The sequence below is a fragment of the Halomonas salsilacus genome (assembly GCF_051216275.1).
GTDB lineage: Bacteria > Pseudomonadota > Gammaproteobacteria > Pseudomonadales > Halomonadaceae > Halomonas.
The window spans coordinates 15,625-31,438 of record NZ_JBPKAQ010000015.1 but is presented as its reverse complement, the minus strand read 5'-3'; the positions used below and the strand labels follow the sequence as shown (position 1 = coordinate 31,438).

Here is a 15,814-nt window from a genome sequence, read left to right as displayed (position 1 = left end):
CCCTCCACTAGCGCCGGTTCTCGGCCACGAACTGCTGCACCACGGAAAGCTCGGCGGGCAGCACCGTGTAGCGCTCCTCACGCTCCAACAGGTCGTCCATGTGCGGTGGCAGCGGCACGCCCGGGAAGCCCGCCTTGACCACCGCCTCGGCGAACTTGGCCGGGTGGGCGGTGGCCAGGGTGATCATCGGTATGCTCGCGTCGCCCCGCTCGCGCTCGGCGGCACGATAGCCGGTGGCGGTGTGCGGGTCGAGGATCTCCTGGGTGCGGTGGTGTGCCTCGCGGATCACCTGGAGGAGGGTGGCGTCATCCACGCTGTGGCTGGCGAAGAGCTCACGCAGCCTGGCCAGGGGCGCGTCCGCCAGGGCGGTCGGCTCGGCCTGGAAGCGCTCGAGCAGGGCCGCCACGGCGGCGCCGTCGCGGTCGTAGGCCTCGAACAGCAGCCGCTCGAAGTTGGACGACACCACGATATCCATGGAGGGGGCCAGGGTCGCCTTGAGCTCCTGCTTGGAGAAGTCGTTGGCGGCCAGGGTGCGGTGCAGGATGTCGTTGGCGTTGGTGGCGATCACGAAGCGTTCCACCGGCAGGCCCATGCGGTAGGCCATGTAGCCGGCGAAGACGTTGCCGAAATTGGCCGAGGGCACGCAGAAGCTCACCTTGCGGTGGGGCGCACCCAGCGCCACGGCGGAGGCCACGTAGTAGACGATCTGGGCCATGATGCGCGCCCAGTTGATGGAGTTCACCGCCACCAGCCGGGCGCCCTTCAGGAACGACTGGTCGGCGAAGCTCGCCTTGACCATGGCCTGGGCGTCATCGAAGTTACCCTCGATGGCGACGTTGAAGACGTTGTCGGCCAGCACCGAGGTCATCTGGCGGCGCTGCACCTCTGACACCCGCTGGTAGGGGTGCAGGATGAAGATGTCGAGGTTGTCGCAGTGTCGGCAACCCTCGATGGCCGCCGAGCCAGTGTCCCCGGAGGTCGCGCCCATGATCACCGCGCGCTCTCCGCGCTTCTTCAGGAAGTGATCGAGCAGGCGGCCCAGCAGCTGCAGCGCCACGTCCTTGAAGGCCAGGGTCGGGCCGTGGAACAGCTCGAGCAGGAAGTGGTTGGCGTCGAGTTGGTTGAGGGGGACGACGGCATCGTGGCTGAAGGTGGCGTAGGCCTCCGTCACGAGTCCGCGGAAGGTGTCATCGTCGATCTCGCCGTTGACGAAGGGCTTCATAACGCGAAAGGCGATCTCGGCATAGGAGAGGCCCGCCATGGCGGCCAGGTCGTCGGTCGACAGCTGCGGAACGGTCTCCGGCACATAGAGGCCACCGTCGCTGGCCATGCCGGTGAGCACGACCTCCTCGAAAGAGAGCGCGGGCGCCTGCCCGCGGGTGCTGATATAGCGCATGCGTTATTCCTGCTCGTCCAGGGATTCGACGCGTATCCGCATCACCGGACCGGCGATATCGGCCATGGCCTCGATCTGGCGGATCGCCTCGTTCATCTGCTTCTCGACCGTGCGGTGGGTCATCAGGATGATCGGCACCAGCTCGCCCTCGGTCGCCTCCTTCTGGATCAGCGCCTCGATGGAGATGCCCTGCTCGGCCAGGATGGTGGCCACCCGCGCCAGCACGCCAGGACGGTCCACCGCCAGCAGCCGCAGGTAGTAGGCGGAGATGATCTCCTCCATGGGCATGATCGGCAGTTGGCTGACGTCCTCGCTGATGCCGCTGAAGGCCAGATAGGGAACCCGGTAGTGGTGATCGGTAGAGATGTCGCGGGCCACATCGAGGATGTCGGCCACCACCGAGGAGGCGGTGGGCTCGGCGCCAGCGCCGGCGCCGTAGTAGAGGGTCGGCCCTACCGCGTCGCCCATGATGGCGATGGCATTCTTGACGCCGTGTACATTGGCCAGCAGCCGCTCCTTGGGGATCAGCGTCGGGTGCACGCGCAGCTCCAGGCCCTGGTCGGTGCGCTTGGAGATGCCCAGGTGCTTGATCACATACCCCAGGTTATCGGCCTGCTCCACGTCCTCGGCAGTCACCCGGGAGATGCCCTCGGTGAAGGCCTTCTCGAACTGCAGCGGCACGCCGTAGGCGATGGAGGCGAGAATGGTCAGCTTGTGGGCAGCGTCGATGCCCTCGACGTCGAAGGTCGGGTCGGCTTCCGCATAGCCCAGCGCCTGGGCCTCGGCCAGCACGTCCTCGAAGGCGCGGCCCTCGTCGCGCATATGGGTCAGGATATAGTTGCCGGTGCCGTTGATGATGCCGGCCACCCACTCGATGCGGTTGGCTCCGAGGCCCTCGCGCAGCGACTTGATGACAGGTATCCCCCCGGCCACCGCGGCCTCGAAGGCCACGATCACCCCCGCCTCGTGGGCCGCCGCGAAGATCTCGTTCCCGTGCACGGCGATCAGCGCCTTGTTGGCGGTGACCACGTGCTTGCCGTTCTGGATGGCGGTGAGCACCAGTTCCCTGGCCACGTCATAGCCGCCGATCAGCTCCACCAGCACGTCGATATCAGGGTTGGTGGCCACCTCGAAGACATCGGCGGTGGTCGGGATGCCGGTGAGGTCGCAGTCGGGGTTGGGCGTGCGGTAGGCCACCTGCTCGATGACGATCGGGCGGCCCGCACGCCGGGCGATGTCGTCGGCGTTGCGTGTCAGCACGTTGAAGGTACCGCCACCGACGGTACCCAGCCCACAGATTCCTACTCTCACCGGTTTCAATGTCTCGCTCCTGCTCGCGTGTTTCTTTGTGTATAGGCGTTGTGTTCAGCCGTTGTGTGGGACTCAGTGTTCCGACACGGTGTCTCAGCGAATACGGCCTGCACGGAAGCAGGCCGCAGCACCGGCTCGGGCCAGTGTCTCTCCGTAAAGTGGCTCGCCGGACCTCAGTCCTCCAGGCCGAGCATGGCGGCCAGGCGCTCCGCCGGCACGTAGCCGGGGACCAGGCGGCCGTCCGGCAGCACGATAGCCGGCGTGCCCTGAACGCCGAGCTCCAGGCCCAGATGATACTGTGCCTCGACCGGATTGTCGCAGTCGGCGGCCCCGGAAAGCGACTCCTGGCGCTTGGCGGCGCTCATCGCCTCGCTGGCGTTGGCGTCGCACCAGATCTGCTGCAAGGTGCGGGCGCCCTGGGCGTTCATGCCGGAGCGCGGGAAGGCCAGGTAGTGCACCTCGATCCCCAACTCGTTGAGCCGTGGCACCTCCTCGTGGAGCTGGCGGCAGTAGGGGCAGGTAGTGTCGGTGAAGACCACCACCTCGGCGCGGCTCTCGCCGGGGCCGCGGAAGATCACGCGTTCGGCCTCGGGCACCTGGGCCAGGCGAGCGGCGCGCTCGTCGTTGCGCCCCTGCTCGGTCAGGTTGACCAGCCCCTGTTCGCCGTTCTCGTAGAGGTCGCCGACCATGAAGTGGCGACCCTCGGCATCGCTGTAGAAGCGCTCGCCGGTCTCGAGGTGCACCTCGAAGAAGCCCGCCACGGGGGTCTCGCTCACGCTCTGCACCGGCATCGGCTGGCCGCTGACCGCCAGCCGCTCGGCCAGCCGTTCGGCCATGTCCTGGCGGGAGTCGGCCTGGGCCAGCAGCGGAACGGCAAGGGTGGTGGCCAGCAGGCCGCCGAGCAGGGTCCGGAAAGGGATGTTCATCATTCAGCCTCTGGGATGATGGTCGGCATGCAGGCGCTCCAGGCGGGCCTGCGCCACATGGGTATAGATCTGCGTGGTCGAGAGGTCGCTGTGTCCCAGCAACAGCTGTACGACACGCAGGTTGGCCCCATGATTCAACAGATGGGTGGCAAAGGCGTGGCGCAGGGTATGCGGCGACAGCGGTCGCTCGATTCCCGCGGTGCGCGCATGCGCCTTGATACGATACCAGAAGGCCTGACGGGTCATGCACCGGTCATGCCGCCCCGGGAAGAGCGCCGGCTGGGTGGTGTCGCCCATCAGGCCGCCACGGGAGCCGCGCAGGTAGCGTGACAACCACTCTACCGCCTCCTCACCCAGGGGCACCAGGCGATCCTTGTCGCCCTTGCCGCGCACCCGCACCACGCCCTGGCGCAGGTTGACCGCATCGGTGGTCAGGCCGACCAGCTCGGAGACCCGCAGCCCCGCCCCATAGAGCACCTCCAGCATGGCCCGGTCGCGCAGGCCCAGATCGGTGGCGACATCCGGCGCGGCGATCAGCCGCTCCACTTCGGCCTCCTCCAGGGTATTCGGCAGCGCCGGCCGCACCCGCGGCAGGCGCACCTCGGCCAGGGGATCGCCCTCGATGAGCCCGGACTCCAGGGCCCAGCGGTAGAAGCGTCGCAGGCTCGAGAGCAACCGGGCGTTGCTGGTGAGCCGGTAGCCCGCCTCGCGGCGCTCGTCGAGCCAGGCCGGCAGGACGGTCGGCGAGGTCGCCAACAGCCTCTCGTCGCACTCGGCCAGGCGCCTCACCCAGGCCGAGAGATCGCGCCGGTAGGCCGACAGGGTGTGGTCACTGACACCCTGCTCGAGCCACAGGGCGTCGAGGAAGGCGTCGATGCGAGCGTCGTCGTCGAACGTCGTCATGGCGGTTCAGGATGGGCCAGATGGCACGAGACCCCGCCCCGCGGATGCGGTGACAGGGTCTCGAAAGGCCAGGCACTGCCCGGCCCACCGGCGCTCGAGGCGAAGCCTCAGGCCAGCTTTTCCTTGATGCGGGCAGAACGACCGCTGCGCTCGCGGAGGTAGTACAGCTTGGCCTGGCGCACGTCACCGCGACGCTTGACGCTGATGGAATCGACCAGTGGGCTGTAGGTCTGGAAGGTACGCTCGACGCCGACGCCGTGGGAGATCTTGCGCACGGTGAAAGCGGAGTTGAGGCCGCGGTTGCGCTTGCCGATCACCACGCCTTCAAAGGCCTGGAGGCGCTCACGGGTGCCCTCCTTGACCTTGACCTGGACAATCACGGTGTCGCCGGGGGCGAAGGCCGGAATTTCCTTGCTCATCTGCTCGGTTTCGAGCGCCTGGATCACCTTGTTCTTGCTACTCATGACAACTAACTCCTTGATAACCTGATTCATCAGTCGGCTTGGATGGCCGATGAATCGTGATCCCGGCGCCCGAGCGAGCTCGAGAGCGCGGGAGATGATGGGTGACGCAGGTCCGCGGCGGGTTTACCCGAAGGTTCGGCCCTCGGCCTCTCGCGTCCTGCACCTCCGCCCTGGCCTATTCGGTGGACAGGGCGTGTTCCTCGATGAACTCGGCCAGCAACTGGCGCTGTTCCTTGCTCAGCGTCCTGCCCTCGAGTAGGTCGGGGCGGCGCAGCCAGGTGCGACCCAGGGACTGCTTCAACCGCCAGCGCCGAATGGCGCCATGGTGGCCACTGAGCAGGATCTCCGGCACGCAGCGCCCGTCGATCTCCTCCGGGCGCGTGTAGTGCGGGCAGTCCAGCAGCCCGTCGTTGAACGAGTCCTCGACCGCGGAATCCTGATGGCCCAGCACCCCGGGCACCAGCCTTGCCGCGGCGTCGATCAGCACCATGGCCGGCAGCTCGCCGCCGCTCAGCACATAGTCCCCGATCGACCACTCCTCATCGATGTCCGCTTCCACCACGCGCTCATCGATGCCTTCGTAGCGCCCGGCCACCACCACCAGGGGCGGGCCCGACGCCAATTCCTGAACGCCGGCCTGGTCGAGCCGCCGCCCCTGGGGCGACAGGTAGACCACCCTGGGGCGCCGCCCGGTGGCCTGGGCGGCCCGCTCGCGGGCAGCATGGATGGCCGCACGCAGAGTCTCGACCTTCATCAGCATCCCGGGGCCGCCACCATAGGGGCGATCATCCACGGTGCGATGCCGGTCGCCGGCGTAGTCGCGCGGGTTCCAGAACTCCAGCGCAATGCGTCCCTTCTCCACGGCTCGCCCGGTGACGCCATGGCGGGTGATCGCCTCGAACATCTCCGGAAAGAGCGAGACGACGCCGATCCACATGGCCACTGGCTCCTCGGAGCCCTCGGCCATCAGAAGTCGGGATCCCAATCGACGGTCATCACGCCACCGTCGAGGTCCACCTCGAGGATCACCTCCTCGGGCAGATAGGGCAGCAGCCGCTCTGCGCCATCGACGGCATCGGGGTCCAGCGCCCCCTTCACGACCATGACGTCGTTGGCGCCGGTCTCGAAGAGGTGATCGATGCGCCCCAGCACGACGCCTTCGCGGGTCACGACCCGCAGGCCCTCGAGCTGGTGCCAGTAGAGTTCGCCGGGGACGAGCTCTGGCAGTTCCGCCTTGGCCAGCAGGATCTCGACGCCGGCCAGCGCCTCGGCACCCTCGCGGGTATCACACCTCTCGAGCAGCACGACCAGGCCCTTGCCGTGGCGACGCCCCTGCAGCAAGCGCCGGCGCTCGAGACGCTCGCCACACCTCAACACCCACTGGGGGTAGTCGAGGATGCCCTCCATGGGGCTAGTGTATGAATACACCTTGAGCCAGCCCCTGACGCCGAAGGGGCTGGTCAGCTTGCCCAGCACCACATGGTCGTCAGCGGGCTGCACGGTGGCGTGTTCGCTCATCGACGACCTCGGCTTTCCTTCGAGCAGGTGGCAAGTCAGGCTCAGGCCTGCTTGCGGGCTTCCTTGACCAGTTCGGCGACGCGATCGGAGAGCATGGCGCCCTGGCTCTGCCAATGGGCAATGCGCTCGAGGTCGACGCGCAGGCGCTCTTCCTGACCGCGAGCGATCGGGTTGAAGAAGCCCAGGCGCTCGATGAAGCGGCCATCGCGGGAGTTGCGGGAATCGGTAACGGTCAGGTGGTAGAAAGGACGCTTCTTGGCGCCACCACGAGCCAGACGAATGGTAACCATGGCCTGTTCAGTCCTTCGGTTGTGTTGGATTCGGTCACGACAAGGGCCGCGACGTTCGCGGTCCTGCCAGTGAAGAGGCAGTATTCTACGGAATACAGCCCCGGTTGGGAACCTTTTTCGGGCCTATCGCCGGGGCAACCCGCCGGGGCCACCCATCCCCCCCATGCCGCCGGGGCCACCCGGGCCGCCGCCGCCCATCATCCCGGACATGCCACGCATCATCTTCTGCATGCCACCCTTCTGGCCGGCCTTCTTCATCATCTTCTGCATCTGCTTGTGCTGCTTGAGCAGGCGATTGAGGTCCGGTACCTGCAGGCCGGCGCCGGTGGCGATGCGCCGCTTGCGCGAGCCGTTGATGATCTCCGGACGCTGGCGCTCCTGGGGGGTCATGGAGTTGATCAGCGCCTCGAGCTTGCCCAGCTCCTTCTCGGGGCCGGGCCCCTGGGCCATCTCGGCCATCTGCCCCATGCCGGGCAGCTTGCCCAGCAGGCCGCCCATGCCGCCCATCTTCTTGAGCTGCTGGAGCTGGTCACGGAAGTCCTCGAGGTCAAAGCCCTGCCCCTTCTTGACCTTCCTCGCCAGCTGCTCCGCCTTCTTCTTGTCGACGGTGCGCTCGGCCTCCTCGATCAGCGACAGCATGTCTCCCATGCCGAGGATCCGCGAGGCAATGCGGTCCGGGTGGAAGGGCTCCAGGGCGTCGACCTTCTCGCCCATGCCCATGAACTTGATCGGCTTGCCGGTGACGTGGCGCACCGACAGCGCCGCGCCGCCACGGGCGTCACCGTCGGCTTTGGTGAGGATCACGCCGGTCAGCGGCAGCGCCTCATGGAAGGCCTTGGCGGTGTTCGCCGCGTCCTGGCCAGTCATGGCGTCGACAACGAACAGGGTCTCCTGGGGCGAGACGGCCCGATGCAGCGCCTTGATCTCGCCCATCATCGCCTCGTCGATGGCCAGGCGACCGGCGGTATCCACGATCAGCACGTCGTGGAACTGGATCTTGGCGTGCTTGATCGCCGCCTCGGCGATGTCGACAGGCTTCTGGTCGGAGCGCGACGGGAAAAAGTCGACGCCCACCTCCTTGGCCAGGGTCTCGAGCTGGTCAATGGCGGCCGGACGATAGACATCGGCGGAGACCACCAGCACCTTCTTCTTCTCGCGCTGCTTGAGGTAGCGCGCCAGCTTGGCCACGGAGGTGGTCTTGCCCGCGCCCTGCAGGCCGGCCATCAGCACCACCGCGGGTGAGCCCTTGAGGGTCAGCCCCTCGTTGGCCTCGCCCATGGTCGCCTCGAGCTCCTGCTGGACGATCTTGACGAACTGCTGGCCCGGCGAGAGGCTCTTGGAGACCTCCTGGCCCACCGCACGCTCGCGCACCCGCTCGATGAAGTCCTTGACCACCGGCAGGGCGACATCGGCCTCGAGCAGCGCCCGGCGCACCTCGCGCAGGGTCTCCTTGATGTTTTCTTCGGTCAGGCGCGCCTGACCCTTGATCGACTTGAGCGTCCGCGAAAGACGCTCGCTGAGATTCTGAAACATTGGCCTCTCCAGAGATGACGGCCCGAAAGTGGCGATGATTATACGCGCAGTCGCCGCCAGTCTCCATGCGCCGGCCTCCCGGCGCCTGGCCCCGACGCCCGCCACGGCGGCAGGGTGACGCATCCGCCGCGCTGTGCGCTGCCCAAGGGATTGGGTATAGTAGCCCCACCCCATGAACACTCACGCCATTCATTCCACAGGCGCACGGAACGCAATCGATGCAGGCGCTCTTACTGGCCACCCTGGCCCTTGTTCTCTATCTGGCCGCCGCCTCCTGGCAGGGCCTGGTGCTGCTGAACAGGGCCTCACCACAGCCCCTGCTGGTACGCGGCATGGCTCTGCTAGGGCTGCTCTGCCACCTGCCGCTGGCCATCGGCCTGTTCGGTCACGGCGAGCAGGTGCTGCCCGGCCTCTCCACCAGCGTGATCGTGATCAGTGCCGGCGTGGTCGCGATGCTGCTACTGGTCAGCCTGTTCAAGCCTATCCTCAATGCCGCGGTGGGCATCTTGCCGCTGGCTGGCCTTTCGCTGCTGCTGGCGGCGGGGCTCCCCAGCCCCGAGCGCGTCGAGGGGCTGACGCCGGGCATCGCCCTGCATGCCCTGAGCTCGCTGCTGGCCTTCGCCGTGCTGGCTATTGCCGCTGTTCAGGCGGTGCTGCTGGGCCTGCAGAACCGTGCCCTGCGTCAACACCATACCCGCGGGCTGGTCCAGGCGCTGCCGCCGCTCACCACCATGGAGCGCGTGCTCTTCGAGCTGATCTGGGCCGGCGTGGGGCTGCTCACCCTGTCGATCCTCAGCGGCTTCCTGTTCCTCGACAGCATGTTTGCCCAGCACCTGGCCCACAAGACCATCCTCTCCCTGGCAGCCTGGGTGATCTTCTCGGTGCTGCTGTTCAGCCACCACCGGCTGGGCTGGCGGGGCATGCGCGCGGTGCGCTGGACCCTGGGCGGCTACGGCGTGCTGCTGGTCGCCTACTTCGGCAGCAAGTTCGTGCTGGAAGTCCTGCTGGGCCGGGGCTGAGGCCGCGCCAGGCGCCTTGACAGCGCGCGCGCCCCTCCCGTCAAATCGAGCCTGACACGCCAACGAGGACCCTTCGACTTGAGCGACGACTTCCCGCTGGGATTGCTGTTCGGCCTGCTGTTCCTGCTCATCTGCCTCTCCGCCTTCTTCTCCGGTTCCGAGACCGGAATGATGTCGATCAACCGCTACCGGCTGAGCCATCAGGCCAACAGTGGTGAGCCCAGGGCCCAGCGCGTGGCGCGGCTTCTGGCCAGGCCGGATCGCCTGATCGGCGTGATCCTGATCGGCAACAACTTCGTCAACAACCTGGCGGCCTCCATCGCCACCATCATCGCCATCCACTTCTTCGGCGAGGTCACAGGTCCCATGGTGTCCACGGCGCTGCTGACCATCACCGTGCTGATCTTCGCCGAGGTCACTCCCAAGACCTACGCCGCGGTGAAGCCGGAGCGTATCGCCTTTCCCGCCTCCCGCGTGCTGGAGCCGCTGCTCAAGCTGCTCTATCCGCTTGTCTGGCTGGTCAATGCCATCTCCAACGGCCTGCTGCGCCTGATGGGCGTGAGAAACATCGACGGCGGGGCCGACCACCTGACCCGCGACGAACTGCGCACCGTGGTGCACGAGGCGGGTACGCTGATTCCCCAGCGCCACCAGGCCATGCTGCTCTCGATCCTCGACCTGGAAAACGTCACCGTGAACGACATCATGGTACCGCGCCACGAGGTGATGGGCATCGATCTGGATGACGACCTGGAGGTGATCCTGACCCAGATTCGCACCAGCCAGCACACCCGGCTGCCGATCTACAAGGGCGATATCAACAACATCATCGGCATGCTGCATCTGCGCAACGCGGCGCGCTTCCTCTCCCGCGGCGAGGTGACCAAGGCGGCCATCGTCCAGGAGGCCCGCGAGCCATACTTCATTCCCGAGTCCACCCAACTCCACACCCAACTGCTCAACTTCCAGAAGCAGAAGCGGCGTATCGGCATCGTGGTGGACGAATACGGTGACGTGGAGGGGCTGGTGACTCTAGAGGACATCCTCGAGGAGATCGTCGGCGAGTTCACCACCGACGTGGCAGGCATGGAGCAAGACATCCACCGCCAGGAGGACGGCAGCCAGCTCATCGAGGGTACCGCCAACATTCGCGACATCAACAAGACCCTCGGCTGGCAGCTGCCCACCGACGGCCCCAAGACCCTCAACGGCCTGATCCTCGAGCACCTGGAGGCCTTTCCCGACGGCCCTACCTGCCTGCAGGTAGGCAACGTGCGCATGGAGATCCTCGAGGTGCGCGACAACCTGGTTACCGCCGCACGCTGCTGGCAGGCCCCGCGCCGCCGCTGAGGGCGGGACGGAATCAGGGGCGCTCCAGCGCCTCCACCGCCGCCGGCTCGGCCCAGCAGTCTGCCTCGCCCTTGAGCTCCCTCACCCGCCGCTCCAACACCGCCCGAGCTGCCCACTCCGGGGGGAGCCGTTCGCCGAAGTGCAGCGCCACCCTCGCGCGAAACCGACGCGGCCGGCCACTCAGGGCGGGGCCGTAAGCGTGAGACGTCCAGGAGCCCCACAGGCCCGAGAGCCCTGCTGGAACCACCGGCACCGGGTCCCGAGCCAGGATCAGCTCCAGGCCGCGGCGGAAGGCGTGGATCTCGCCGTCCGGTGTCAGCCGCCCCTCGGGGAAGAGCATCACCACTTCACCCTCGCGCAGGGCTCGGCTCACCTCGAGAAGGGCGCGGCGCACGTTGCCCGGGTCATGCCGATCCGACTCCACGGGAATCGCCCCCACCAGGCGGAACAGCCAGTTGAGCCAGGGCGAGTCGTACATTGGTTTGGCCATAAGGAAGCGCAGCGGGCGCCGGCTGGCACCGCCGATGACCAGGGCATCCATGAAGCTGACGTGGTTGCAGACCACCAGCGCCGCTCCCCGGGAAGGGATGTGCTCGGCGCCGTGCAGGCGCAGCCGGTAGAGGAGACGCACGGCCAGGTAGACCAGGCAGCGCACCACCGGCCGCGGTCGGCGCGCCACCCGCCAGGCCAGCACCAGGCCGGCGACCACTCCCCAGGCCACCACTCCCCACCCCGATGCGCTCACGTGGTGGGGGGCCTTGCCCTGAGGCCCGCCAGGATGGTGCAGAGCAGCTGGTCGAGCAGCTCTCCCACTTCCAGCTGCTGGCCCTGCCAGTAGCCCAGACGCTCGTTGAGTCCGAGCAGCACCAGGCCGTGGACGCTGCCCCACAGGGTGCGCGCCAGGCGGCGCGCCTCCAGGTCATCCAGCGCCGGCTGATACTCCTTCAGGGTCGCCTCCACGCGCAGGAAGAGCCCCTCGATCATGTCGCTCTGGCGCTGGTCCAGCTCGCCCTCCTGCGCCAGGGGATAGTCGAACAGCAGCTGCCAGCGGTAGGCGTCGCCCTGGGCAAACTGCCAGTAGGCACGCGCCAGGGCGGTGAGCCGCTGTTCCGGCGTGGCTTCGCTGGTCAGCGGCTCGATCACCTCGCGCAGGTGCGCCAGGGTCTCGATGTTGACGTGCTGCAACAGGTTATTGAAGCTGCCGTAGAGCTTGAGCAGGGTGCTGGGCGCACAGCCCACCTCCCGAGCCAGGGCGCGCAGGGAGAGGGTGTGCACCGGATTCTCCTGCAGCCAGGCATCGCAAGCCACCATGACCTGCGCATGGAGCGCCTCGGGGGCATGCTGTCTGGGACGGGCCATCGTTTCCTCGCGAGCCTCGAGCGGGCAGTTGCGTGACAGGACCGACGCGAAGTCGCAGCGGACCGGAGGTCAAGGATAGCGCATTTCGAACACTGTTTTCGATACCCGTACGCTCCCCACTCGTTTTCCCCTGCTCGCCTTCCCATGCACAGGACACCCCCGCCCTTTCCTCCACCCCTGCGCTTGGTTACCCTGAACGACCCACCCCCTGCGGAGCGCCCATGGCCGGACGACTGCATATCGCCCCTTTCGACCTCGCGCGCCTGCTGCCGGAACTGACCGTCGACGCCCCCCTGGTGACCAGCCCCAACCTGGCCCCGCGCCGCATGCTCTCGGCCATTCGCCTGGAGGACGGCGGACCGCATCTGGGCCGGCTGTTCTGGGGGCTCACCCCTCCCTGGTTGGAGGTGCTCGACCACGCGCCTCACTGCGCCCGGGCCGAATCGCTGGAAGCACGCCCGATGTTCCGCGAGGCCTTCCAGGCGAGGCGCTGCCTGGTGCCGGCCAGCGGGATCTATGCCTGGAAGACCCAGCCGCGCTTCAAGCAGCCCTTCCTGATCACCCGAGTCGACCGCGGCCCGCTGCTGCTGGCGGGGTTGTGGTGCCGTTTCCACACCAGCCTGGCGGAGCATACCGACTCCCTGGCGCTGATCACGGTGCCGACCAACGCACTCCTGGCGCCGCTCACCGACCGCCTGCCGGCGGTGATCGACCTCGCCCGGGCCCGGCGCTGGCTCGACCCCGAAACGCCCCTGGAGAAGGCCCGCGCCCTGCTCATGCCCGCCCCACGGGAACTGTTGGGCGCTTTCCCGGTATCAAGACGTGTGAACAGCCCCGCGAATCAGGACGCCGCCTGCGCCCACCCGGTCGGACCGATGCTGCGCCAGTCCGACTGACGCCCAGATCCACAGGAGATACGATGCCCTTTACCCCGATTGCCCGATGCTGCGGCCTGGCCGCTGCCGCGGCCCTGCTGATCGCTGGCCCCGCCGTGGCCGAGCGCCCCCCCGAGGCGGGCGCCATCGTCGAGGTGGCCACGCCGCTGGTCAGCCCCCACGACAGCCGCGACTACCGGGTACTGACCCTGGAGAACGGCCTCATCGCCCTGCTGGTCAGCGACCCCGAGGCCGACAAGGCCGCCGCCTCCATGAACGTCTCGGCAGGCAGCGCTCAGGACCCCGAGGACCTCGCCGGCCTGGCCCACTTCCTCGAGCACATGCTGTTCCTGGGCACTAAGCCCTTCCCGGAGGCTGAAGCCTACCAGGGCTATATCTCGCGCCACGGCGGCAGCCATAACGCCTTCACCGCCCCCCAGGACACCAACTACTTCTTCGACATCGACCCCGACGCTCTGGAGGGCGCCCTGGACCGCTTCAGCCAGTTCTTCGTCTCGCCGCTGTTCAACGCCGACCAACTGGAGAGCGAGCGCAGCATCGTTCACTCCGAGTACATGGCACGCATCCGCGACGACGCTCGCCGCGAGAATGACGTGCTCAACGCCCTGCTCAACCTCGAGAACCCCACCACCGGCTTTTCCGTGGGCAGCCGCGAGACCCTGGCCGACCGCCCCAAGGGCGAGCCGAGTCTGCGCGAGCGGGTGATCGATTTCTACGAGAGTCACTACGACGCCAACGTCATGCACCTGGCGTTGGTGGCGCCGCAGCCGCTGGACGAGCTCGAGATCCTGGTGGCGGAACGCTTCGCTGACATCGCCGACCGCGGCCTCGCCGCCCCCGAGATTACCGAACCGCTGGTGGTCGACGACAGCCTGCCCCAGCGGGTGGCGCTGCAGTCGGTACGCGACAGCCGCCAGCTGCGCCTGCTGTTCCCGATCCCCGACCCCCTCGCCGAATATCGCCACAAGCCCGCCGACCTGATCGCCCACCTGCTGGGCCACGAGGGCGACGGCAGCCTGCTGGCGGTGCTGCGCCAGGCCGGCTGGGCCGATGGTCTCTCCGCCGGGATCTCGCGCAGTGACGGCCACCACGCCCTGTTCAGCGTCAACGTCAGCCTGACCCCGGCCGGCGCCGAGGCCCGCGACGCCATCGAGGCGACCCTGTTCGCCGCTATCGAACAGCTCCGCGAGGAGGGCCTCGAGGCATGGCGCTACGACGAGAAGGCAAGCCTCGCCGAGCAGGAGTTTCGCTTCCAGCAGCATGGCGCCCCCCGCCAGGAGGCCATGCGACTCTCCATGAATCTGTCGCGCTTCCCGGTGGAGGACGTGCAATACGCCGCCTACCGGATGGACGGCTTCAAGCGCGATCGCAGCGAGGCCTACCTCGACGACCTAACCCCCGACAACCTGATTCGCCTCTACAGCGCCCCGGACGTGGAGGGCGAGGATAGCTCCCCCTGGTTCCATGCTCCCTGGCGCCAGGACGAGAGCGGCGAGGCCACCGCGCTGGCCGGCCTGGCCCTGCCCAAACCCAACCCCTTCATCGCCGAGGACCTTGTGCTGCTTGACGCCCAGGACGAACGGCCGCAGCGGCTGGTGAAGGAGTCGGCCTTCGACCTCTGGCACATGGCGGATGTCACCTTCAACACCCCCAAGGTGGAGTGGCGCTTCAGCCTGCAGCACCCGGGCGCGGCCAGCTCCGCCAGGGAGGCCGCTCTGGCCCGCCTGCTCGCCGGCTGGCTGGATGACAGCCTCAACGAGGCCTTCTACCCGGCGCGCCTGGCCGGCCAGCACTTCGAGGCCTATGCCCACGCCCGCGGCATCACCCTCTCCTTCTCCGGCTGGCGCGACCGCCAGGAGCGGATGATGGAGCGGGTACTCGAGCAGCTGCAGACCGGCGACATGGACGAGGCCAGCGTCGAGCGGGTGAGATATCGGCTGCAGCGGGAGTGGCGCAACGCTCCCCAGGCGGCGCTGCATCGTCAGGCCGGCCGCACCCTCGCCGAGGCGCTGGTGCGCCCCCAGTGGCCCAGCGACGCCCTGCTGGAGGCGAGCCGGAAGCTGACCGCGAATGACCTGCGCGACTACCGCGACGCCCTGCTCGCCGAGCTGCGCTTGGAGGCCATGGCGGTGGGCAACCTGGGCGCCGACGAAGCCGAGACCCTGGGGCGCCGTGTCGCCGAGCGCCTGGCCCCGAGTCTCGAGGTCTCCGCCATTCCCGAGCTTACACCGCTCAAGGCCGACAGCGACCTGCCCAGCCTGACCCCGCACACCAGCCGCGAGGAGTCGGTGGTGCTGCGCTATCTGCAGGGCCCTGACCGGTCGCTTGCCAGCCAGGCCCGCCTGGCGGTGCTCGGCCAACTGATCGACACCCCCTTCTACCAGCGCCTGCGCACCGAGGAGCAGCTGGGCTACGTGGTCAACGCCGGCTACTCGCCGATGCTGGATGCCCCGGGGCTGGCGCTGCTGGTGCAGTCGCCGGACACCGACAGTGCAGCGATCGATGCGCGCATCGACGCCTTCCTCGACGACTTCGAGACCACCCTGGCCACGCTGGACGACGAGGCCCTGGCGCCCTATCGCCGGGCGGTACACGATCGATTGACCCAGCGCGACACCAGCCTGGCCGGCCGCGCCGGCCGCCTGTGGCAGGCCATGTCCTTCGGTGACACCGAGTTCGACCGCCGCGAGCGGCTCGCCGAGCGGGCCCTGGCGGTCGACGCCGACGAGCTGCGAGAGTTATGGCCTGGCCTGCGCCAGGCGGCGGTGGCACGGGTCGCCTTCGACCCGGGCAACGCACCCGACGACGTGCTGGCGCTGGCCCAGCATCTGAAGCCGCTGCCGAAGGTC

Annotated in this window: 15 protein-coding genes; 4 read left to right on the top strand and 11 right to left on the bottom strand. The window is 67.9% G+C overall.

Annotated elements, in window-relative coordinates:
• Nucleotides 1-7 precede the first annotated feature (7 nt).
• From thrC to ffh, 9 genes are all read right to left on the bottom strand, one after another.
• Nucleotides 8-1,396, bottom strand: coding sequence for a threonine synthase (gene thrC / locus ACR80S_RS16710; RefSeq protein WP_435402008.1), 1,389 nt, complete (start codon nucleotides 1,394-1,396; stop codon nucleotides 8-10).
• Between the two features lie 3 nt (nucleotides 1,397-1,399).
• On the bottom strand, nucleotides 1,400-2,716 hold the full coding sequence (locus ACR80S_RS16705; protein WP_435402007.1) for a homoserine dehydrogenase: 1,317 nt from the start codon (nucleotides 2,714-2,716) through the stop codon (nucleotides 1,400-1,402).
• 164 nt (nucleotides 2,717-2,880) lie between these two features.
• Nucleotides 2,881-3,636, bottom strand: coding sequence for a DsbC family protein (locus ACR80S_RS16700; RefSeq protein WP_435402006.1), 756 nt, complete (start codon nucleotides 3,634-3,636; stop codon nucleotides 2,881-2,883).
• Nucleotides 3,637-4,536: a site-specific tyrosine recombinase XerD gene (xerD, locus tag ACR80S_RS16695; protein WP_435402005.1), complete on the bottom strand. Its 900-nt coding sequence runs from the start codon at nucleotides 4,534-4,536 to the stop codon at nucleotides 3,637-3,639.
• Between the two features lie 107 nt (nucleotides 4,537-4,643).
• Nucleotides 4,644-5,000: a 50S ribosomal protein L19 gene (rplS, locus tag ACR80S_RS16690; RefSeq protein WP_290905855.1), complete on the bottom strand. Its 357-nt coding sequence runs from the start codon at nucleotides 4,998-5,000 to the stop codon at nucleotides 4,644-4,646.
• 175 nt (nucleotides 5,001-5,175) lie between these two features.
• Nucleotides 5,176-5,937: a tRNA (guanosine(37)-N1)-methyltransferase TrmD gene (gene trmD, locus ACR80S_RS16685; RefSeq protein WP_435403855.1), complete on the bottom strand. Its 762-nt coding sequence runs from the start codon at nucleotides 5,935-5,937 to the stop codon at nucleotides 5,176-5,178.
• Nucleotides 5,938-5,966: 29 nt separating this feature from the next.
• Entirely contained in the window at nucleotides 5,967-6,518 is a 552-nt protein-coding gene (gene rimM, locus ACR80S_RS16680; RefSeq protein WP_435403852.1) for a ribosome maturation factor RimM, read from the bottom strand.
• A gap of 41 nt (nucleotides 6,519-6,559) precedes the next feature.
• Entirely contained in the window at nucleotides 6,560-6,808 is a 249-nt protein-coding gene (gene rpsP, locus ACR80S_RS16675) for a 30S ribosomal protein S16 (protein WP_290905865.1), read from the bottom strand.
• A gap of 123 nt (nucleotides 6,809-6,931) precedes the next feature.
• Nucleotides 6,932-8,341, bottom strand: coding sequence for a signal recognition particle protein (gene ffh / locus ACR80S_RS16670; RefSeq protein WP_435403851.1), 1,410 nt, complete (start codon nucleotides 8,339-8,341; stop codon nucleotides 6,932-6,934).
• 218 nt (nucleotides 8,342-8,559) lie between these two features.
• Here ffh and ACR80S_RS16665 point away from each other — a divergent pair, with 218 nt between their 5' ends.
• Nucleotides 8,560-9,360 carry a cytochrome C assembly family protein gene (locus tag ACR80S_RS16665; RefSeq protein ID WP_435402002.1) on the top strand — a complete coding sequence of 267 codons (801 nt, stop codon included), beginning with the start codon at nucleotides 8,560-8,562 and terminating at the stop codon, nucleotides 9,358-9,360.
• A 78-nt stretch (nucleotides 9,361-9,438) separates the two neighbouring features.
• On the top strand, nucleotides 9,439-10,710 hold the full coding sequence (locus ACR80S_RS16660; protein ID WP_435402001.1) for an HlyC/CorC family transporter: 1,272 nt from the start codon (nucleotides 9,439-9,441) through the stop codon (nucleotides 10,708-10,710).
• A gap of 13 nt (nucleotides 10,711-10,723) precedes the next feature.
• Here the strand turns inward: ACR80S_RS16660 and ACR80S_RS16655 are convergent, their stop codons facing one another.
• On the bottom strand, nucleotides 10,724-11,431 hold the full coding sequence (locus tag ACR80S_RS16655) for a 1-acyl-sn-glycerol-3-phosphate acyltransferase (protein ID WP_435402022.1): 708 nt from the start codon (nucleotides 11,429-11,431) through the stop codon (nucleotides 10,724-10,726).
• Nucleotides 11,432-11,451: 20 nt separating this feature from the next.
• Complete coding sequence (locus ACR80S_RS16650) at nucleotides 11,452-12,069, bottom strand: TetR/AcrR family transcriptional regulator (RefSeq protein WP_435402000.1); 618 nt, start codon at nucleotides 12,067-12,069, stop codon at nucleotides 11,452-11,454.
• Between the two features lie 221 nt (nucleotides 12,070-12,290).
• On the opposite strand from ACR80S_RS16650, the gene ACR80S_RS16645 reads away from it, so the two are divergent.
• Both ACR80S_RS16645 and ACR80S_RS16640 read left to right on the top strand, forming a co-directional pair.
• Nucleotides 12,291-12,965, top strand: a complete 675-nt coding sequence (locus ACR80S_RS16645) for an SOS response-associated peptidase (RefSeq protein ID WP_435401999.1) — start codon at nucleotides 12,291-12,293, stop codon at nucleotides 12,963-12,965.
• Nucleotides 12,966-12,988: 23 nt separating this feature from the next.
• A partial coding sequence (locus tag ACR80S_RS16640; RefSeq protein WP_435403850.1) for an insulinase family protein occupies nucleotides 12,989-15,814 on the top strand: 2,826 nt, incomplete at its 3' end.